This window comes from Cellulomonas hominis (assembly GCF_014201095.1).
In the GTDB taxonomy this organism is placed as follows: domain Bacteria; phylum Actinomycetota; class Actinomycetes; order Actinomycetales; family Cellulomonadaceae; genus Cellulomonas; species Cellulomonas hominis.
The window spans coordinates 138,009-157,457 of the sequence record NZ_JACHDN010000001.1 but is presented as its reverse complement, the minus strand read 5'-3'; the positions used below and the strand labels follow the sequence as shown (position 1 = coordinate 157,457).

Genomic DNA, 19,449 nt, shown 5'->3' with positions numbered 1-19,449 from the left:
CGCGAGCCTAGGCGCGCGCCACGGCCCGCCCCCGCCCGGCCCGGTCAGGCGACCTCGCGCCCGTGCGCCGTGAGCGCCCAGATCACGAACACGTCCAGGGCGATGACGACCAGCCCCCACAGCGGGTAGTAGGGCAGCCACGCGAACGTCGCGACGCCGCTGACCACCGCGACGATGACGCCGATGGTCCGGGCCCAGACGGCGCCGCTGAACACGAAGAACCCGGCCAGCGCGACCAGCGCGCCGAGGATCAGGTGCACCCAGCCCCACGTCGTGACGTCGAACTGGAACACCCACTCCTCGCCGGCGACGTAGAACGTGTCGTTCACCAGGGCCACCAGGCCCTGGAAGACGTGCATGACGCCGATCATGATCATGATCGTCCCCGCGAAGACCGTCAGGCCGACGGCCAGGCTGCTGCGACGCTCGCTCATCGGTGTCCCCCTCTCGTTCCGGGGCTGCGCCGGTCAGGAGGGCGCGCAGCCGGGACCGACGCTAGGGAGCGGGCGCGGGCGCGGGCATCACCCGGTGCGAGTAGGTGCGGGGAGCGGATGACGGGAATCGAACCCGCGTAGCCAGTTTGGAAGACTGGGGCTCTACCATTGAGCTACATCCGCGCAGGCCCGGACGCCGGGCCGCCGGACCAGGGTACCCGCTCCGGCGGCCCGCCCCACGCCACTAGACTCGCCGCCACGGGATGTGGCGCAGGTTGGTAGCGCGTCCGCTTTGGGAGCGGAAGGTCGTGGGTTCGAATCCCGCCATCCCGACCTCGCGCGGCCCTCGGGCGCCGCCCGCCGCCCGCGTGCGGAGCAGCACCGCGGCCGTGCCCAGCAGCACGAGCACGACGCCGGCGACCGCCGCCCGCGCGGCAGGGACGCCGGTGGCCGCGAGCACCTGCGAGGCGGGGGCGTCGTCCTGCGCGGCCAGCACCTCCGAGCGCACCTCCTCGGCCGCCGCTGTGCCAGCCGCCGTGCCCGGGTCCGCGGGACCGACCGGATCGGTGGTGCCGCCCGGGCCCGTCGGGCCGCTGGGGTCGGTCGGCCCGGCCGGGTCAGCCGGGTCCACGGGGTCGACCGGGTCCACGGGGTCGACCGGGTCGCTCGGGTCGACCGGCGGCACCGGGTCCACGGGGTCGTCCGGGTTCACCGGCGGCACCGGGTCGACGGGGTCGGTGGTCCCGCCGGCGGGCCCGCCGCAGCGCACCTCGCCCGTCCAGTGGTAGTTCGTCCCGTGCACCTGCACCCACTCGATCTGCCACTCGCCCTCGGTGGGCACGGTGCCGTTCCGGAACGCGGACCAGGGCAGGACCACCGTGGCGCCGGCGTGCCCGTCGGGGAAGGCCGCCCGGTACGCGTCGCCCTCCAGCTTGTACTGGAGCGTCCCGAACGAGAACCGGACGTTGACCTCGAGGACGCCCTGCTGGCTCTCGGGCAGGTCCGCGGGGAACGTGATCGTGATGCCGTCGCAGGTGGGGGCGTCGTACTGCCAGTCCCAGTCGAAGTCCGCGGCGGTGGCGACCGCGGCGGTGGCCGGGCCGGTGGTGTCGGGGGCGGCGGGGTCGGTCAGGTGGTCGGTGGCGGCGCCGGTCAGCGTCAGGGAGGCGGCGACGGCCACGGTCATCAGGGTGTGCATGGTGGGCTCCTCGTCCGGGATCGGGCGCGCTCGACCGCCCGCAGGAGCTCCCGTCCGTGGGCGCGCGGGAGCGCCGCGTCGGGTCGACGGCGGTGGTGGCGGCCGGGAGGCGCGCGAGGGTGCGACGGGGCGCCGGGCGCGTGCCCGGGGGTGTCGCGGGGTGGTGGGCCGCTCCGCGTCGTGCGGTGCGGCGACGGCGGCCGGTGGCCGGCTGCCTCAGCTCAGACGAGTTCCGGCGGGTCGGCGACGACCAGACGGGTGCTCAGGACTCGGGACAGGCTGTGCATCGGATGTCCCTCCCTTGGTCCCCGGGGCTTCGGGGGACGACGATCCAAACGCACCGGGTGGGTGGGAAGGCGGGTCGATGGTCCCAGCGGCGGCGACGGGCGTGGCCCGCTACGCGGACGCGACCGGTCGGCCTGCGGCGCTCCGGCTGGCGGCGACCAGCCGGCGGACCATGACCACGGCGACCGGCAGCAGCGCCAGGTACAGCAGCCGCGCCCGCGCGAGCGCGTCGCCCGCGTCCCCGCCCGCGCCGCCGATCCACGCGAAGGCGGCCGTGGTCGCGAGCGCCATCCCGACGGACTCCGCGACCACGACGGCCGACGCCATCCGGTCGTCCGAGATCCCGTCGTCGGCCTCCGGCCGTGCGAGGCACCGGCCGAGCAGGTCCGGGTACACCGTGCCCATTCCGGCCCCGAGCAGCGCGCCGCCGAGCAGCAGGCCGGCGAGGGCGGTCCCGGCCGCGCCGGCGGCCAGGGTGGTCGCCAGCAGCACGCCGACCCCGGCGGTGATCGAGGACCCCGCGGTGACCGCCCGGCGCCGCAGCCGGGCGTCGTCCGCCGCGGGGCGCGACCCGGTCCACAGCGCGGCGACGGCCCAGCAGAACCCGGGCGCCGCGACGACGAACCCGTACCGCGAGGCCGGCAGCCCGAACGCGTCGTGCGCGACGACCGACAGCACCATGGACGCGCCGAAGTACACAGCCGCCGTGACGCCGAGCGCCGTCAGCGCGGCCCGCCGCCCGTCCGGGGCGCGCAGCGTGCCGGCGGGCAGGATCTGCGCCGCCGCGCCGACCATGAGCCCGCCGCCGGCCAGCACGGCCAGGCCCCACCACGCGCCGAGCGGCAGCGAGAGCACGGCCGACCCCGCCGCGAGCACCAGGGCCCAGCCCCAGGGTGCCGGCTCGGGCGGGACCTCCTCGGCGCGTTCCGGCATCGACCGGGCGACGAGCAGGCGGGCCAGCAGCAGCAGCGGCAGGTAGAGGACCATCGCCCACCGCCAGCCGAGCGTCGACGCCACACCCGCCGCGTACACGGGGCCGAGCACCGAGGAGAAGACCCAGACCCCGGACATCGCCGCCAGGACCAGCTGCCGGTACCGCGGGGGCAGGCCGCGGCCGATCGCCCCCATGCCGACCGTGGCGAGGGCGCCGGCCGCCGCGGCGCGCACCGCGGTCCCGCCGAGGAACACCGCCGTCGACGGCGCCAGCGCGCACACGACCGCCCCGGCGACCGTCACCAGGGTGAGCGTGATCATGAGCCGGCCCACCCGGAACCGGGACAGCAGCCACGCCCCCAGCGGCATGGTGAGGAACATCGGCGCCTGGGCGGCGGCGTCGAGCGGGCCGTACAGGTGCGCGCCGTCGAGCTCGGCCGCCACCAGGGGCAGCACGGTCTGCGACAGGTAGCGCTGCATGCCGGCCAGGAACTCGACGAGCACCAGCGACGCCGCCAGGGTCGCGGCCCCGCGGGCGCCCCGCACCGGTGCCCCCTCGTGCGCCGTCATCGGCCCCCTCCGGCCCGTCGTCCGCCTGGCGTCGCCCGTGAGCCTACGGAGGGCGGCGGGCAGGCGCGACGGACCGGCCGCGGCCGCGAGCCCGACGTGGTGGGATGCGGGCACCGGCACGTCCACGACCCGGAGGCCCCGATGACGCGCACGACGGACCGACCCGCCACCCCCGCCCCCGCCGCCCGCGCCCCCGCCGGCGCCCTCCGCACCGCCGGGCGCCTCGCCCTGGGCGCCGCGCTCGTCTTCGCCGGCTCCAGCCACCTGACGTTCGCCCGGCAGGAGTTCCAGGCCCAGGTGCCCGCGTGGGTGCCGGTCGACGACGACGCCGTGGTCCTCGCCTCGGGCGTGGTGGAGATCGGGCTCGGCGCGGCGCTCGCGGCCGCCCCGCGGCGGTTCCGGGCCCCGGTGGGGTGGCTCGCGGCCCTGTTCTTCGTGGCGATCTTCCCCGGGAACCTGTCGCACTACGCGACCCAGACCGACGCGTTCGGCCTGGACACCGACACCAAGCGGCTGGTGCGCCTGCCGTTCCAGCCGCTGCTCGTGGCGTGGGCGCTGTGGTCGACGGGGGCGTGGCGGTCCTGGCGGGCGGCCCGCGCGGGGCGCTGACGGCCCGCGCGCCCGCTTTGGCGGCCGGGCGAGCCCGTGGAGTAGGATCGGCGGGCCGGTGCGGCGAGCCATGCCCGCACGCGCCGAAGCGTGCCGACCACGGGGGAGCGAGGAACCGCCTCGCCGGTGCGCCCAGCGCCCCGCCGGACCCCCGGCGCAGACCGTCCGAGCAGTTGGAGACCACTGAAGTGAAGAGCGCCGTCGAGACCCTGGAGCCCACCAAGGTCAGGCTGACCGTCGAGGTTCCGTACGACGAGCTCAAGCCGAGCATCGATCACGCCTACGCGCACATCGCGGAGCAGGTGAACATCCCCGGCTTCCGCAAGGGCAAGGTCCCGCCGCGGATCATCGACCAGCGCGTCGGCCGCCCGGCGGTCATGGAGCACGCCGTCAACGAGGGCCTGTCCGGCTTCTACGCCGAGGCCGTCCGCGAGCACCAGCTGCGCCCGCTCGGCCAGCCCGAGGTCGACGTCACGAAGGTCCCGGGCCTGGTGCCCGGCGACACCGACGGCGACCTGGTGTTCACCGCCGAGGTCGAGGTCCGCCCCGAGATCGAGGTGCCGGAGCTGGACGGCCTGTCGGTGACGGTCGACGCCTCCGAGATCACCGACGAGGACGTGCAGGGCCGCCTGGACGCGCTGCGCGAGCGCTTCGGCACCCTGGTCGGCGTGGACCGCCCGGCCGCCGAGAAGGACTTCGCGGTCATCGACCTGTCCGCCAAGATCGACGGCGAGGAGGTCGACACGGTCTCCGGCGTGTCCTACCAGATCGGCTCGGGCAACATGCTCGAGGGCCTGGACGAGGCGCTGACCGGCCTGTCCTCCGGCGAGACCACCACGTTCGAGACCACGCTGGTCGGCGGCGACCACGCCGGCGAGACCGCGCAGGTCACGGTGACCGCGACCTCCGTCAAGGAGCGCGAGCTGCCCGAGGCCGACGACGACTTCGCCCAGATGGCGTCGGAGTTCGACACGGTCGAGGAGCTGCTGGCGGACCTGCGCGAGCAGGCCGGCCGCATCAAGGCGCAGAACCAGGCCGTCCAGGCCCGGGACGTCCTGCTGGAGCAGCTGCTCGAGCAGATCGAGATCCCGGTCCCGGCCGGCGCCGTCGAGGCCGAGGTGCACCGCCACCTGGAGTCCGAGGGCCGTCTCGAGGACGACACCCACCGCGCCGAGGTCACCGAGCAGGCCCAGACCGCGCTGCGCAACCAGATCCTCCTGGACACCCTGGCCGAGAAGCTCGAGGTCAAGGTCAACCAGGGCGAGCTCGTGGACTACCTGGTGAGCGCGTCCCGCCAGTACGGCATGGACCCGAACACCTTCATCCAGACGATCGACCAGCAGGGCCAGATCCCGGCGATGGTGGCCGAGGTCGCGCGCTCCAAGGCGCTGGCCGTGGCGCTGCGCCGCGTGGCCGTCGTCGACGCCGCCGGTGCGGCCGTGGACCTGTCGGAGTACATCGGCTCCGACGAGGACGACGCCGCGCTGTCGGCCGCCGAGGACGCCGTCGCCGAGGCGACCGCCGAGTCGGCTGAGGCCGAGGCCCCGGCGGAGGACGCCAAGGCCTGAGCCCCGCGCTCCCCGAGGAGGGCCCCGCACCGCACCGGTGCGGGGCCCTCCTGCGTCCCCGTCGGTCGCGCCGCCGCGCCGCGCCGTGCGCCGTCAGCGAAACGGGGGGTGAGCGGGACGAAGACCCCCGGGGGCGGGCGTTAGGGTCGCTGCAAGCAACCAAGCCTGACGAGGGAGCCTTCGTGAACGACCAGACGCCGGCGATCGCCCGGGCCGAGTCCGGTGGACTCGGGCTGAACGACTCCATCTACAACCGGCTCCTCAAGGAGCGGATCATCTGGCTGGGTTCGGAGGTCCGGGACGAGAACGCGAACGCCATCTGCGCGCAGATGATGCTGCTCGCGGCCGAGGACCCCGACAAGGACATCTTCCTGTACATCAACTCGCCCGGCGGCTCCATCACGGCCGGCATGGCGATCTACGACACCATGCAGTACATCCAGCCCGACGTCGCCACCGTGGCGATGGGCATGGCCGCGTCGATGGGGCAGTTCCTGCTCTCGTCCGGCGCGAAGGGCAAGCGCTACGCCACCCCGCACGCCCGCGTGATGATGCACCAGCCGTCCGGCGGCATCGGCGGCACCGCGACCGACGTGCGGATCAACGCCCAGCTGATCCTGCACATGAAGACCGTCCTCGCGTCGCTGATCGCCGAGCAGACCGGCAAGTCGGTCGAGCAGATCACCGCCGACTCGGACCGCGACCGCTGGTTCACGGCCCCCGAGGCGCTCGAGTACGGGTTCGTCGACAAGGTCGTCACCCACGCCGGCGCCGTCACCGGTGGCGGCGGCACCGCGTCCTGACGCGCCCCGCCGACCGACAGACTTCCGAGAAGGAGAACCCGTGAGCACCGAGTCGCAGTTCATCGCCCGCGCCGGGCGCCTCGCCGGCGGCTGGGGCGGTTCCGTCCAGTCGCCGTCGTCCCGCTACGTGCTGCCGCAGTTCGAGGAGCGCACCGCGTACGGCTTCAAGCGGCAGGACCCGTACACCAAGCTGTTCGAGGACCGCATCATCTTCCTCGGGGTGCAGGTCGACGACGCGTCCGCGGACGACGTCATGGCCCAGCTGCTCGTCCTGGAGTCCACGGACCCGGACGGCGCGATCACCCTGTACATCAACTCGCCCGGTGGCTCGTTCACCGCGCTGACCGCGATCTACGACACGATGCAGTACATCAAGCCGCAGATCCAGACGGTGTGCCTCGGCCAGGCGGCCTCCGCCGCCGCGGTCCTGCTGGCGGCCGGTACGCCGGGGCGGCGGCTCGCGCTGCCGAACGCCCGCGTGCTGATCCACCAGCCCGCGATGGAGGGCGGCGGCTACGCGCAGGCCTCCGACATCGAGATCCACGCCAACGAGCTGATCCGGATGCGGGAGTGGCTCGAGGAGACGCTGGCCCACCACACGGGCCAGCCGCTGGAGAAGGTCCGCCAGGACATCGAGCGCGACAAGATCCTCACCGCCGCGCAGGCGCACGAGTACGGGATCGTCGACCAGGTGCTGCAGAGCCGCAAGGGCGTCGTCCCGACGACCGTCGAGCCCTGACCCGCACCCCGCCGGGCCGTGCCGCGACCGCGGACGGCCCGGCGGGACGGGTGACGCCGGGCGACACGCCCGGCCGCAGGACGCGCGCAGGCTGACACCGGGCGCCTCGTGGTGTGCAATGGAGCGATGAGGTCCCGGCAGGGACGACGCGACCGAGGGTCGCACCGAGGGAGGGAGAGGCACGTGGCTCGCATCGGGGACGGAGCTGACCTTCTCAAGTGCTCGTTCTGCGGCAAGTCGCAGAAGCAGGTCAAGAAGCTGATCGCCGGACCGGGCGTCTACATCTGCGACGAGTGCATCGAGCTCTGCAACGAGATCATGGAGGAGGAGCGGGCCGAGGCCACCGAGATCGGGATGGTCGAGCTGCCCAAGCCGAAGGAGATCTTCGCCTTCCTCGAGCAGTACATCGTCGGCCAGGAGCCCGCCAAGCGGTCCCTCGCGGTCGCCGTCTACAACCACTACAAGCGCATCCAGGCCGGCGAGGCGACCCCCACCGTGGGCACCGCCCAGGCCGAGGACGCGGTCGAGATCGCGAAGTCGAACATCCTGCTGATCGGCCCCACCGGCTGCGGCAAGACGTACCTCGCGCAGACCCTCGCGCGGATGCTCAACGTCCCGTTCGCGATCGCGGACGCCACGGCCCTCACGGAGGCGGGCTACGTGGGCGAGGACGTCGAGAACATCCTGCTCAAGCTCATCCAGGCCGCCGACTTCGACGTGAAGAAGGCCGAGACCGGGATCATCTACATCGACGAGATCGACAAGATCGCCCGCAAGAGCGAGAACCCGTCGATCACGCGGGACGTGTCCGGCGAGGGCGTGCAGCAGGCGCTGCTGAAGATCCTCGAGGGCACGACGGCGTCGGTGCCGCCGCAGGGCGGCCGCAAGCACCCGCACCAGGAGTTCATCCAGATCGACACGACGAACGTGCTGTTCATCGTGGCCGGCGCGTTCGCGGGGCTGGACGAGATCATCACCTCGCGCGCCGGGCGCCGGGGGATCGGCTTCGGGGCGCCGCTGCACACCGCGGACGACCGCGACGTGTACGGCGACGTCATGCCGGAGGACCTGCTGAAGTTCGGGCTGATCCCGGAGTTCATCGGCCGCGTGCCCGTCATCACGACGGTGTCGCCGCTGGACCAGGGTGCGCTCGTGCGGATCCTCACCGAGCCGCGCAACGCCCTGGTGAAGCAGTACCAGCGGATGTTCGAGATCGACGGCGTCGAGCTCGAGTTCACGGACGACGCCGTCGAGGCCATCGCCGACCAGGCGCTGCTGCGCGGCACGGGTGCCCGCGGCCTGCGCGCCATCATGGAGGAGGTCCTCCAGCAGGTGATGTTCGAGGTGCCGAGCCGCGACGACGTCGAGCGCGTCGTGGTGAACCGCGAGGTCGTGCTGGAGAACGTCAACCCGACGCTGGTGCCGCGGCCGGTCAAGCGCACGCCGCGCGAGAAGAGCGCCTGAGCCCCGGCGCACGCCCCCTACGATCGAGGGCGTGACGACACCTCCGCCGCCCGAGCTCGCCCGCCTGCGCGGGAGCATCGACAACATCGACGCCGCGCTGATCCACCTGCTCGCGGAGCGGTTCAAGGCCACCCAGCAGGTCGGCGTGCTCAAGGCGCGGCTCGGCCTGCCGGCGTCCGACCCGGGCCGGGAGGCGCAGCAGGTCGCGCGGCTGCGGGATCTGGCGCACCAGGCGGACCTCGACCCGGTGTTCGCGGAGAAGTTCCTCGCCTTCATCGTCGAGGAGGTCATCCGGCACCACGAGGCCATCGCCGCCGGCCCGGACGGGCAGCGGCCGGACGACCAGCCCGCGGGCTGACACGCCGCGCCGACGCGCCGGGCCGGTGCCGCGACGCGCCGCCGAGGGGTGGCGCGACGGCCCCGGGTGTCAGAGGGTGGGAGAGGTCAGGACGGTCGGCCGGTGCGGCCCGGCAGGTGCCCGCCGGTACGACCGACGCATCCGAGACCTCGGAGGTCGCACGTGGAACTGCACTGGCTCAAGCCCCTGCTCGGCCGTCCCGCCCCGTTCGTGACGGTCCATCTCGACGCCACCCGCGCCGACGCGTCGGGCGACGAGGAGGTCGCAGGCCGCTGGCGGTCCCTGCGCCGGGAGCTGGAGCGGTCGGGTGCCGCCGCGGCGGTGCTGGACGAGATCGAGGAGCGGGTGACGCGGCCGACCGGGGTGGGCGGGCCGCACGGGCGCGTGGTCATCGCCGACGGCGGGGGCGTCGTCGTGGACCGCGTGCTCAAGGAGCCGCCGGCGCAGTCGACGGCCGTGCTCGACCAGGTGCCGGTGCTGCTGCCCGCGGTGCGGGCCGCCGACCAGGCGACGCGGTTCCTGCTGGTGGAGATCGACCGGCAGGGCGCCGATCTCACGTGGTCGGACGGCTCCGGGCTGCGCGAGGCGTCGAAGGAGAGCGTCGAGGGCGACCACGACGTGCTGCACAAGGCCCGCGAGGGCGGCGGCTGGGCGCACCGGCGGATGCAGATGCGCGCCGAGGACTCCTGGGAGCGCAACGCCGAGACCGTCGCGGCGGACCTGGACCGGCAGGTCGTCGAGAAGAAGCCGGAGATCGTCCTCGTCACCGGCGACGTCCGGGCGGTGTCGCTGCTGTGCCACGCGGTCGGGGCGCGCACGAAGGACCTGCTGGTCGAGGTGCCGGGCGGCTCGCGCGCCGACGGCGTCAAGCAGGACGTCTTCCACCAGCGGGTCGCGGAGACCCTGGAGCAGTTCCGGCACCGCCGCCGGGAGGAGACCCTGGAGCGCTACCGGTCGGAGCTCGGGCGCGGGGGGGCGGCGGTGACCTCCGTGGACGACGTCGTCGCGGTGCTGCAGCGCGGCCAGGTGCGCGAGCTCGTGCTGCACGAGGACGTCACGCTGCCGGGCTCGTCGCTGGCCGACCGCACGCTGTGGGTCGGCCCGGAGCCGCTGCAGATCGCCACGAGCGAGGGCGACCTGGCGGGCATCGGCGTCACCGAGGGGGCCCGGCGGATGCCGGCGGACGTCGCGCTGCTGCGCGCGGCGCTCGGGCAGGACGCCGGGCTGACGATCGCGACCGACGGCGCCGTCGAGGTGCTGGACGGCGTGGGCGCGGTGCTGCGGTGGAACGACGGGTCGACGCCGAGCGAGTCCGTGCCGACGCAGTCGGCGGACCGGCGCCGGCTGCGCGACGTGGTCTGACGAGCGACCGCCGACGGCGATGGCCGGCGGCCCGGGTGCGGGTCGCCGGCCATCGCCGTGCGCGGGACCGGCCGGGCTACTTGTCCCGGGTGTCGACGTAGAGCTCCTCGACGTCGGCCGCGAAGTCCTCCAGCACCAGCGCGCGCTTCACCTTGAGCGACGGCGTCAGGTACCCGTTCGCCTCGGTGAAGTCGCCGTCGAGCACGCGCACCTTGCGGATGGACTCCGCGCGGGACACGGCCTCGTTGGCGCGCGTCGCGGCGCGGTCCAGGGCGGCGAGCACCTCGGGGTGCTGCGCGGCGGTGCGCACGTCCATCGGCGGCAGGCCGTGCATGGACAGCCAGCCGGGGAGCATGTCGGCGTCCAGGGTGACGAGCGCCCCGATGAACGGCCGGCCGTCGCCGACCACGACGACCTGGCTGACGAGCGGGTGGCCGCGGAACCGGTCCTCCAGGACGGCCGGGGCCACGTTCTTGCCGCCCGCGGTGACGATGAGCTCCTTCGCGCGGCCGGTCAGCCGCAGGTAGCCGTCGTCGTCGAGGGTGCCGATGTCGCCCGTGGCGAACCAGCCGTCGGCGTCCAGCACCTCGGCGGTCGCCTCGGCGTGGTCGTGGTACCCGCGGAACACGTGGGGGCCCTTGGCGTACACGTTGCCGTCGTCGTCCACCCGCAGCGACGTGCCGGGGTAGGCGGGGCCGACGGTGCCGATCTTGATCAGCCCGGGCCGGTTCACGCTGGACGGCGCGGTGGTCTCGGTGAGGCCGTAGCCCTCGAGCACCACCAGGCCGAGCCCGCGGTAGTAGTGGCCCAGGCGCTCGCCGAGCGGGGCGCCGCCGGAGATGGCGTACCGCAGGTTGCCGCCCATCGCGTCCTTGAGCTTGCGCAGCACGAGCGTCGTCGCCAGCGTGTGCGCGGCCCGGAGCTGGGGCGACGGGCCCGCGGTGGAGTCGAGCGCGCGGGAGTACGTGATGGACACCTTCGCGGCCCAGCGGAACATCTTGAGCTTGAAGCCGTGGCCGGCCTTCTGCTCGGCGGAGTTGTAGACCTTCTCGAACACCCGGGGCACCGCGAGGATGTACGTGGGCCGGAACGACGCGAAGTCCGCGAGCAGGTTCCGGGTGTCGGGGGTGTGGCCCAGGGGGGAGCCGGCCTCGATCGCCACCATCTGGATGAACCGCGCGAACACGTGCGCGAGCGGCATGAACAGCAGGGTCCGTGAGCCGGGCGTGGCGCACACCTCGGCCAGCGCGGCGACGCCGTTGCGGGCGTTGTCGACGAAGTTGCCGTGCGTCAGCTCGACGCCCTTCGGCCGGCCGGTGGTGCCGGAGGTGTAGATGATCGTCGCGAGGTCGTCCGCGGCGGCCAGCGAGCGCCGGCGCTCGATCTCCGCGTCCGCGACCCCGGAACCGCCCGCGACGAGCTGCGCGAGGCCGCCCTCGTCGATGACGAAGACGTCGCGTACGCCCGGGAGCGCGCCGCGGACCTGGCCGACGACCGCAGCGTGCGCGGCGGTCTCCACGACCACCAGCGAGGCGCCGGAGTTCGCCAGGATCCACTCGACCTGCTCGGCCGACGACGTCTCGTACACCGGCACGCCGACACCCCCGGCGAACCACACGGCGAAGTCGGTCAGCGTCCACTCGTACCGGGTGCGCGACATGATCGCGACGCGGTCGCCCGGCTCCAGCCCGCGGGCCACGAGGCCCTTGGCCAGCGCCGTGACCTCCGCGACGAACTCGGCGACCGTGACCGGCGCCCAGGACCCGCCCAGGCCGGCCGACCGCTCGATGATGACGCTCGACGCGCCGCGCGCCAGGCGCTGCAGCAGCAGGCCGGGGACGTTGAGCGTCGGGTCGTGCGGGACGGGGGTGTCGGCGCTGAACTCGCGCATCGGTGCTCCTGGTCGACGGGGCTGGGGCCACGGGCCGGCCGCGGCGTGCGCGACGGTGCCGTCCCGCATGCTATCCGGCGACCCGCGACCCCCAGGCAGGACGTGCGGCGACGCTCAGGCGGCGCCCGTGTGCGTCGGGTCCAGCACGCGCTGCAGGAACGACCGCGTGCGGGCCTCGCGCGGGTCGCCGATCACCTGGTCCGCCGGGCCCTGCTCGACGATGACGCCGCCGTCCATGAACACGACCCGGTCGCCGACCTCGCGGGCGAACGCCATCTCGTGCGTCACGACCATCATCGTCATGCCGCCGTCGGCCAGGTCCCGCATGACGGCGAGCACGTCGCCGACCAGCTCGGGGTCCAGGGCGGACGTCGGCTCGTCGAACAGCATGAGCTGCGGGTCCATCGACAGCGCCCGGGCGATCGCCACGCGCTGCTGCTGGCCGCCGGACAGCTGCGAGGGGTGCGACCCTGCGCGGTCCGCGAGCCCGACCCGGTCGAGGTTCGCCATCGCGATCCTGACGGCCTCGGCCTTCGGCCTCTTGAGCACCTGCACCTGCGCCATCGTGCAGTTCTCCAGCACCGTCTTGTGCGCGAAGAGGTTGAACTGCTGGAACACCATGCCGACGTGCGTGCGGACCCGGTCGATGTCGACGTCCGGGTCGGTGACGTCCACGCCCAGGACGTCGATCCGCCCCGCGGTCGGCTGCTCGAGCAGGTTCACGCAGCGCAGCAGGGTCGACTTGCCGGAGCCCGAGGGGCCGATCACGCAGACGACCTCGCCGGCGTGCACGTCCAGGTCGATCCCGGTGAGCACCTCGCGCTCGCCGAACGACTTGTGCAGGCCGTCGATGTGCACGACGGGGGCGGGGTCGGTCATGTGCGGCTCCTCGCGCCGGTGCGCTTCTCCAGGTACCGGGCGAGCTGCCCGAGCGGCAGGGTGATGAGCAGGTAGCACGCGCCGATGAGGAACAGCGGCGTGAGACCACCGGTGGCGCTGTTGAGCGCGTCGCGGCCGATCTTCGTCAGGTCGAACTCGTCCGTCGCGAGCCCGAGCAGGAAGACGAGCGACGTGTCCTTGGTGAGCAGGATGAACTCGTTCGTCATCGGCGGGAGCACGATGCGGAACGCCTGGGGCACCACGACCGAGCGCAGGGTGCGGGCGTGCGACATGCCCAGGGACCGGGCCGCCTCGACCTGGCCGCGCGGCACGGCCTGCAGTCCCGCCCGCAGCGTCTCGGCGATGTAGGCGGCCGAGACGAGCCCGAGCGCCAGCGCGGCCTTGGTGGTGACCGACCCGATGTTGATGCCGAACGCGATCGGGACGGCGTAGCCGAACGACACCATGACCAGCAGCGCCGGGATGCCCCGGAAGAACTCGATGTAGATCGTCGCGATCCACCGGTAGAGGCCGACCGACGACATCCGCATCAGCGCGAGCAGCGTGCCGAGCGACAGACCCACCGAGAAGCCCGCCAGCGTGTACTTCAGCGTGTTGAGGAACGCCTGCGGGATCTGGGTCGCGATGTACCGCGCGGCCTCGACGTTGAAGAAGTTGGTGCCGACGTTCTCCCAGTCGACGAGCGACGCGAGGACGGCGAGCACCACGACGAGCAGGACGTACTGCGCGACCCGGAACGCGCGGGCCCGGCGGCGCGGGCTCCACCGGCGCCGGGACGCGGCGAGCGTCCCGGGCGCCGTGGTGGAGGACGGCGACGTCACGTCAGCTGTCCGACGACGCCACCGGCGCCGTGCCGATGTACTGCGTGTACAGCTCGTCGTAGGTGCCGTCCTCGCGGATCCGCTCGAGCGTGCCGTTCACGGCGTCGAGGAGGGCCGTGCTGCCCTTCTTCACGCCGAGGCCGTACTGCTCGCCGGTGGAGAAGTTCGCGGAGACCTCGAAGCCCTCGGTGACGAACGGGCCGAGGACGGCGATGTCGTTGATCGCGGCGTCGACCTGGCCGGTCTTCAGCGCCTGCACCTGCAGGCCGAGGTCCTCGAACTGCACGGTCTGCAGGCCGTTCTCCTGCGCCCAGGTCTCGCCGGTCGTGGCCTGCTGCACCGCGATCGACTTGCCCTCCAGCGCCTCCAGGGAGTCGATGTCCGAGCCCTCGGGGACGAGCAGGCCCTGGTCGGCGTCGAAGTACGGCTCGGAGAAGTCGAACTTGGCCTGGCGCTCCTCGGTGATGGTGATGCCCGAGGCGACGATGTCGCAGTTGCCGGTGTTGAGGTCGGCGCCGGACTGGATGCCCTCGAACGGCGTGACCTTGGTGACGAGCTCGACGCCGAGGTCCTTCGCGACCTCGCCGACGATCGCCATGTCGAGGCCGACGATCTCGCCGTCCTCCTCGTACTCGAACGGCTCGAACGGCGGGTTCGTGCAGACGGTCAGCGAGCCCTCCTGGACGAGCGCGACGCCGCCGTCGGCGGTCGGGTCGCCGGAGCCGGCGTCGTCGCCACCCCCGCAGGCGGCGAGCAGCAGGGTGGCCGCGAGGGCGGCGGGCAGAGCGGCGAGATGACGGGTGCGCATCGGGGGAGACTCCTCGTGTGGAAACCGGCCGCAAGACTATACGTCGGCGACAATACGTATGCATAACCGGTCGTGGTGGGACGAGAGTCCCAGGATCCCACGCTTCCCGCACGGCGGCCGGAGCACTCAGGCACCCCGGACGCGCGGAGGGCGCGCACCCCGCGAGGCGCGCGCCCTCCGGCCGGCTCAGGCCGTCGGCTTCTGCTTCGGCTCCGGCGGCAGCAGCTCGGCGTCGCGGGCGACGACGGCGGCCTCGGGGCCGTCCGGCACCTCGACCACGTCGAGCGTCCCGGTCGCCCGGCCCGCGGCGCGGACGTCGCCCAGCGCCACCTGCACGCCCGGCAGCAGCGCCGCCGGGACCTCGAGGCGGGCCCGGACGATCTCGGTCCGCATCGAGACCTTGGCCTCGGACTTCACCTTGCGCAGCGCGGCCAGCGCCGCACCCGCCGCCCCGACGACCGCCGGGTCGCCGTCGCCGGCCGCGGCCCGCAGCGGCTCCGCGTCCGGCCACGGGGCGCGGTGCACCGAGCCCTCGCGCCACCACGACCAGACCTCCTCGGTCGCGAACGGCAGCACCGGGGCGAACAGCCGCAGCAGCACGTCGAGGGCGATGCCGAGCGCGGCCCGGGCCGAGGCGGTCGCCGGGTCCACGTCGGCCGCCGCGGCGCCCGCCCCGTACGCGCGGTCCTTGACCAGCTCCAGGTAGTCGTCGCAGAACGTCCAGAAGAACGTCTCCGTCAGCTCCAGGGCGCGGGTGTGGTCGTACGACTCCAGGGCCGCCGTCGCCTTGTCGACGACGTCCGCGAGGCCGGCGAGCATCGCGCGGTCGAGCGCGTCGGTGACCAGAGCGGGGTCCAGCGACGACGCGCCCTGCTCGGCCGGGCCGAAGGACAGGGCGAACTTCGACGCGTTGAGCACCTTGATCGCCAGGCGGCGGCCGATCTTCATCTGGCCGACCTCGAACGCCGCGTCCGTGCCGAGGCGGGCGCTCGCCGCCCAGTACCGCACCGCGTCCGAGCCGTGCTCCTCGAGCAGGCCCATCGGGGTGACGACGTTGCCCTTGGACTTCGACATCTTCTTGCGGTCGGGGTCGAGGATCCAGCCGGAGATCGCGGCGTCCCGCCACGGCAGGCAGCCGTGCTCCAGGTGCGAGCGGACGACCGTCGAGAACAGCCAGGTGCGGATGATGTCCTGCCCCTGGGGGCGCAGGTCCATCGGGAACACCCGCTCGAACAGGTCGGGGTCGGACCGCCAGCCGCCCGCGATCTGCGGGGACAGCGACGACGTCGCCCAGGTGTCCATGATGTCCGGGTCGCCGACGAAGCCGCCGGGGACGCCGCGCTGCTCGGCCGTGTAGCCGGCGGGGACGTCGGAGGACGGGTCGACCGGGAGCTGGTCCTCGGCCGGGAGCAGCGGGTGGTCGTAGTCGGGCTCGCCGTCGGCGTCCACGGGGTACCAGACGGGGAACGGCACGCCGAAGAAGCGCTGACGGGACACCAGCCAGTCGCCGTTCAGGCCGCCGACCCAGTTCTCGTACCGCACGCGCATGAAGTCGGGGTGGAACCCGAGCTCCTGGCCGCGGGCCAGGAGCGCCGCGCGCAGGTCCTCGTCGCGGCCGCCGTTGCGGATGTACCACTGCCGGGACGTGACGATCTCGAGCGGCTTGTCGCCCTTCTCGAAGAAGTTCGCCATGCGGTCGGTCTTCGTCGGCTCGCCGTCCAGGTCCCCGGACTCCCGGAGGCCCGCCACGACCGCCTCGCGCGCGGAGAAGGTCGTCCTGCCCGCGATCTCCTCGTAGGTCGCTCGGCCCGCGTCCGTGGTCACCCACTCCGGGACCTCGCGCAGCAGGCGGCCGTCGCGGCCGATCACCGAGCGGGTCGGCAGCTGCAGCTCGCGCCACCACTGCACGTCGGTGAGGTCGCCGAAGGTGCAGCACATCGCGATGCCCGCGCCCTTGTCGGGCTCGGCGGCCGGGTGCGCGAGCACCGGGACCTCGACGCCGAACAGCGGGCTGGTCACGGTGGTGCCGAACAGGTGCTGGTAGCGCTCGTCGTCGGGGTGCGCGATGAGCGCGACGCAGGCGGGGAGCAGCTCCGGGCGGGTGGTCTCGATGTGGACGGGCGTGCCGTCCGCGCCGTGGAACGCGACCCGGTGGAACGCGCCCGGGTACGGCCGCGCCTCGAGCTCGGCCTGCGCCACGGCGGTCTGGAACGTCACGTCCCACAGGCCCGGGGCCTCCGCCTGGTACGCCTCGCCGCGCCCGAGGTTGCGCAGGAACGCCTGCTGCGCGACGGCGCGGGCCTCGGCGGAGATGGTCTGGTACGTCATCGCCCAGTCGACCGACAGGCCCAGCCGGCGCCACAGCGCCTCGAACTGCTGCTCGTCCTCGACGGTCAGGCGCTCGCACAGCTCGACGAAGTTGCGGCGGCTGATCGGCACCTGGTCCGCGGCCTTGACGCTCTTGCCCTCGCCGCCGACGTGCGGGGGCTCGAAGTCCGGGTCGTAGGGGAGCGACGGGTCGCAGCGCACGCCGAAGTAGTTCTGCACGCGCCGCTCGGTGGGCAGGCCGTTGTCGTCCCAGCCCATCGGGTAGAACACCTCGGCCCCGCGCATCCGGCGGTACCGGGCGACCACGTCGGTGTGCGTGTACGAGAAGACGTGGCCGACGTGCAGGGAGCCGGAGACCGTGGGCGGCGGGGTGTCGATGGAGTACACCTGCTCGCGCGTGGCCGAGCGGTCGAACGTGTACGTGCCCTGCTCGGTCCAGGCGCCGTCCCAGCGCTCCTCGACCCCGTCCAGCGAGACCCGGTCCGGTACCTCGCGTACCCCGCGTACGCCCGCCACGGGGGCGGTCGAGGGGGCAGGGGCGTGCGAGGTGGGAGACAGGTCGGTCATGGTCACCCATCCTCCCAGAAACTCGCCACGCCCCGGACCGCGGCGCGGCGTGCGGGCCGAGGGGGCGGGTTCCGCGCATCCGGGCTCGTCCCGGCATGCCCCGGATGTCCGCAGGGTGCCTCGTCGGCGGGGGCGCGGGGCGCGGGGCGCGGGGGAGGGTGGGGTGGGGGTGGCGCCGGGGTCAGGCGGCCGCGACCGCTTCGCGGCCCGTGAAGCGGCGGACCGTCGCGCGCGTGCCGCCCTCGGCGCGGCGGGCGAGCGCCAGGCCGACGACCGCCGCGCCGAGCAGCGGGCCGACGCCGCACGCGACCATGCCGGCCCGCGCGCCGAGGTGCTCGCACACCCAGCCGATCAGGGTCCCCGAGATGCCCTGCGCGCCGAGCAGCACCAGCACGTACAGCGCCATGACGCGCCCGCGCAGGTGCGGCGCGACCGTCGTCTGCACCAGCGTGTTGCTGCCCGTGAGGTACAGCAGCGTCGCGAGGCCCATGGCGATGAGCAGCGCGATGAACACCGGGCGGGTCGGGGCCGTGGCGGCGACGAGCTGGACGGCCCCGATCACCGCGGCGAGCAGCACCAGGTGGGTGATCCGGCTGCTGCGGCGGCGGGTGGACAGCAGCGCGCCGCTCAGTGCGCCGACGGCCAGCATCGAGGTGAGCAGCGCGTACCCGCCGGCGTCGGCCACGAACACCTCGTCCGTGAACGACGCGAGCACGGTCGCCATGTTGACGCCGGTCAGCGACACGAAGCCGCCGAGCACGACCGACCAGAGGATCCGCGGGGTGCGGCGCACGTAGGCCAGGCCCTCCCGGAGCTGCCCCTTCGCGCGGGCGACGACGGGCGGCGCGGTGAGCTCGGCGGCCCGCATCGCGACGAGCAGCCCCACGGCGGCGAAGCACGCGACGCCGTTGACCGCGAAGGTCCAGCCCTCGCCGACCGCGACGATCAGCGCGCCGGCGACCGCGGGCCCGACGAGACCGCCCAGCTGGAACACCGCCGAGTTGATGCTGATCGCCTGGCGCAGGTGCTGCGGCCCGGCGATCTCGTGCACGAACGCCTGCCGGGCGGGGTTGTCGAAGACGGTCGCGAGGCCGCCGACGAATGCCCCGACCAGCACGTGCCAGGCCTGGATGTGCCCGGTGAGCGCCAGCACCGCGAGGGTCGCGGTGGAGAGGCCGAACACCGACTGGGTGACCATGAGCACCTTGCGGCGCGGGTACCGGTCGGCGACGACGCCACCGACCAGCCCGAGCGCGAGCATCGGCACGAACTGCAGGGTCACCGTGAGGCCCACGAGCGCGGCGGAGCCCGTCAGGCTGAGCACGAGCCAGTCCTGCGCGACGCGGGCGGCCCACCCGGAGGTGTTGGTCAGCACCTGCGACGCGACGTAGAGGCGGAGGTTCCGCACGCCCAGCGCGGCGATCGTCGCGTTGCGGGGGCGCGGCACGGGGGGCTGTGCGGCGGCGGCGTCGGCGGGGCCGTCGACCACGGGGCCGTCGACCACGGGGCCGTCGACCACGGGGCCGTCGACCACGGGGGCGGGGCGGCGGTGGAGGCCGAGGCGCGGGCGGTGCAGCGTCCGGCTCGGGCGGACCCGCGCCGGCGTCGCGGCGGTCCGGGCGGGGGTCGAGGTGCGGGTGCGGGTCGGGGACGGGGACGGGCGGCGAGCCGGTGACACAGGTGTTCCTTGCTGACGTGGTGCGGCGGGGTTCGGTGCGGAACGGGTCCGGTACGAGGCGGTGCCTCCACGGTACGTCGCCGCAGGCAATTTCTCGACGTCATAGCCGCTATCAGTGTGATGATGTTCCGTA

16 protein-coding genes and 2 tRNA genes are annotated in these 19,449 nt (G+C 73.8%); 9 read left to right on the top strand and 9 right to left on the bottom strand.

The window, feature by feature from the left end:
• Positions 1-44: 44 nt before the first annotated feature.
• Both HNR08_RS00790 and HNR08_RS00785 read right to left on the bottom strand, forming a co-directional pair.
• Positions 45-434 (bottom strand): DUF7144 family membrane protein, encoded by a 390-nt coding sequence (locus HNR08_RS00790; protein WP_146835585.1) that lies wholly within the window; start codon positions 432-434, stop codon positions 45-47.
• 112 nt (positions 435-546) lie between these two features.
• A tRNA-Gly gene (locus tag HNR08_RS00785) sits at positions 547-617 on the bottom strand.
• A 76-nt stretch (positions 618-693) separates the two neighbouring features.
• Between HNR08_RS00785 and HNR08_RS00780 the strand changes: the two genes are divergently transcribed.
• Together HNR08_RS00780 and HNR08_RS21210 are read left to right on the top strand one after the other, a co-directional pair.
• A tRNA-Pro gene (locus HNR08_RS00780) sits at positions 694-767 on the top strand.
• Positions 768-823: 56 nt separating this feature from the next.
• Complete coding sequence (locus tag HNR08_RS21210) at positions 824-1,222, top strand: hypothetical protein (protein ID WP_221286291.1); 399 nt, start codon at positions 824-826, stop codon at positions 1,220-1,222.
• Between the two features lie 806 nt (positions 1,223-2,028).
• Here the strand turns inward: HNR08_RS21210 and HNR08_RS00770 are convergent.
• Positions 2,029-3,420, bottom strand: a complete 1,392-nt coding sequence (locus HNR08_RS00770) for an MFS transporter (RefSeq protein WP_146835582.1) — start codon at positions 3,418-3,420, stop codon at positions 2,029-2,031.
• 141 nt (positions 3,421-3,561) lie between these two features.
• On the opposite strand from HNR08_RS00770, the gene HNR08_RS00765 reads away from it, so the two are divergent.
• The 7 genes from HNR08_RS00765 to HNR08_RS00735 all read left to right on the top strand — a co-directional run bounded on the left by HNR08_RS00765 (position 3,562) and on the right by HNR08_RS00735 (position 10,323).
• Positions 3,562-4,029 (top strand): DoxX family protein, encoded by a 468-nt coding sequence (locus tag HNR08_RS00765; RefSeq protein WP_146835579.1) that lies wholly within the window; start codon positions 3,562-3,564, stop codon positions 4,027-4,029.
• A gap of 188 nt (positions 4,030-4,217) precedes the next feature.
• A complete protein-coding gene (gene tig / locus HNR08_RS00760; protein WP_146835698.1) occupies positions 4,218-5,597 on the top strand; it encodes a trigger factor in 1,380 nt (459 codons plus the stop codon).
• A 182-nt stretch (positions 5,598-5,779) separates the two neighbouring features.
• Positions 5,780-6,400 carry an ATP-dependent Clp protease proteolytic subunit gene (locus tag HNR08_RS00755; RefSeq protein WP_146835576.1) on the top strand — a complete coding sequence of 207 codons (621 nt, stop codon included), beginning with the start codon at positions 5,780-5,782 and terminating at the stop codon, positions 6,398-6,400.
• A 40-nt stretch (positions 6,401-6,440) separates the two neighbouring features.
• Positions 6,441-7,139: an ATP-dependent Clp protease proteolytic subunit gene (locus tag HNR08_RS00750; protein ID WP_146835574.1), complete on the top strand. Its 699-nt coding sequence runs from the start codon at positions 6,441-6,443 to the stop codon at positions 7,137-7,139.
• Positions 7,140-7,322: 183 nt separating this feature from the next.
• On the top strand, positions 7,323-8,603 hold the full coding sequence (clpX, locus tag HNR08_RS00745) for an ATP-dependent Clp protease ATP-binding subunit ClpX (protein WP_146835571.1): 1,281 nt from the start codon (positions 7,323-7,325) through the stop codon (positions 8,601-8,603).
• A 31-nt stretch (positions 8,604-8,634) separates the two neighbouring features.
• Positions 8,635-8,961, top strand: a complete 327-nt coding sequence (locus HNR08_RS00740) for a chorismate mutase (protein WP_371862369.1) — start codon at positions 8,635-8,637, stop codon at positions 8,959-8,961.
• A gap of 162 nt (positions 8,962-9,123) precedes the next feature.
• Positions 9,124-10,323: a baeRF2 domain-containing protein gene (locus HNR08_RS00735; RefSeq protein WP_146835566.1), complete on the top strand. Its 1,200-nt coding sequence runs from the start codon at positions 9,124-9,126 to the stop codon at positions 10,321-10,323.
• 76 nt (positions 10,324-10,399) lie between these two features.
• Here the strand turns inward: HNR08_RS00735 and HNR08_RS00730 are convergent, their stop codons facing one another.
• The 6 genes from HNR08_RS00730 to HNR08_RS00705 form a co-directional block, all read right to left on the bottom strand.
• A complete protein-coding gene (locus HNR08_RS00730) occupies positions 10,400-12,214 on the bottom strand; it encodes an AMP-dependent synthetase/ligase (protein ID WP_146835563.1) in 1,815 nt (604 codons plus the stop codon).
• Positions 12,215-12,328: 114 nt separating this feature from the next.
• Positions 12,329-13,093, bottom strand: coding sequence for an amino acid ABC transporter ATP-binding protein (locus HNR08_RS00725; protein ID WP_146835560.1), 765 nt, complete (start codon positions 13,091-13,093; stop codon positions 12,329-12,331).
• Positions 13,090-13,935: an amino acid ABC transporter permease gene (locus tag HNR08_RS00720; protein WP_146835557.1), complete on the bottom strand. Its 846-nt coding sequence runs from the start codon at positions 13,933-13,935 to the stop codon at positions 13,090-13,092. The genes HNR08_RS00725 and HNR08_RS00720 overlap by 4 nt, the downstream gene beginning before the upstream one ends.
• 1 nt (position 13,936) lies before the next feature.
• A complete protein-coding gene (locus tag HNR08_RS00715; RefSeq protein WP_146835554.1) occupies positions 13,937-14,743 on the bottom strand; it encodes a transporter substrate-binding domain-containing protein in 807 nt (268 codons plus the stop codon).
• A gap of 186 nt (positions 14,744-14,929) precedes the next feature.
• Positions 14,930-17,638: a valine--tRNA ligase gene (gene valS, locus HNR08_RS00710; protein WP_183834713.1), complete on the bottom strand. Its 2,709-nt coding sequence runs from the start codon at positions 17,636-17,638 to the stop codon at positions 14,930-14,932.
• 181 nt (positions 17,639-17,819) lie between these two features.
• Complete coding sequence (locus tag HNR08_RS00705) at positions 17,820-19,316, bottom strand: MFS transporter (protein WP_338075761.1); 1,497 nt, start codon at positions 19,314-19,316, stop codon at positions 17,820-17,822.
• Positions 19,317-19,449 lie beyond the last annotated feature (133 nt).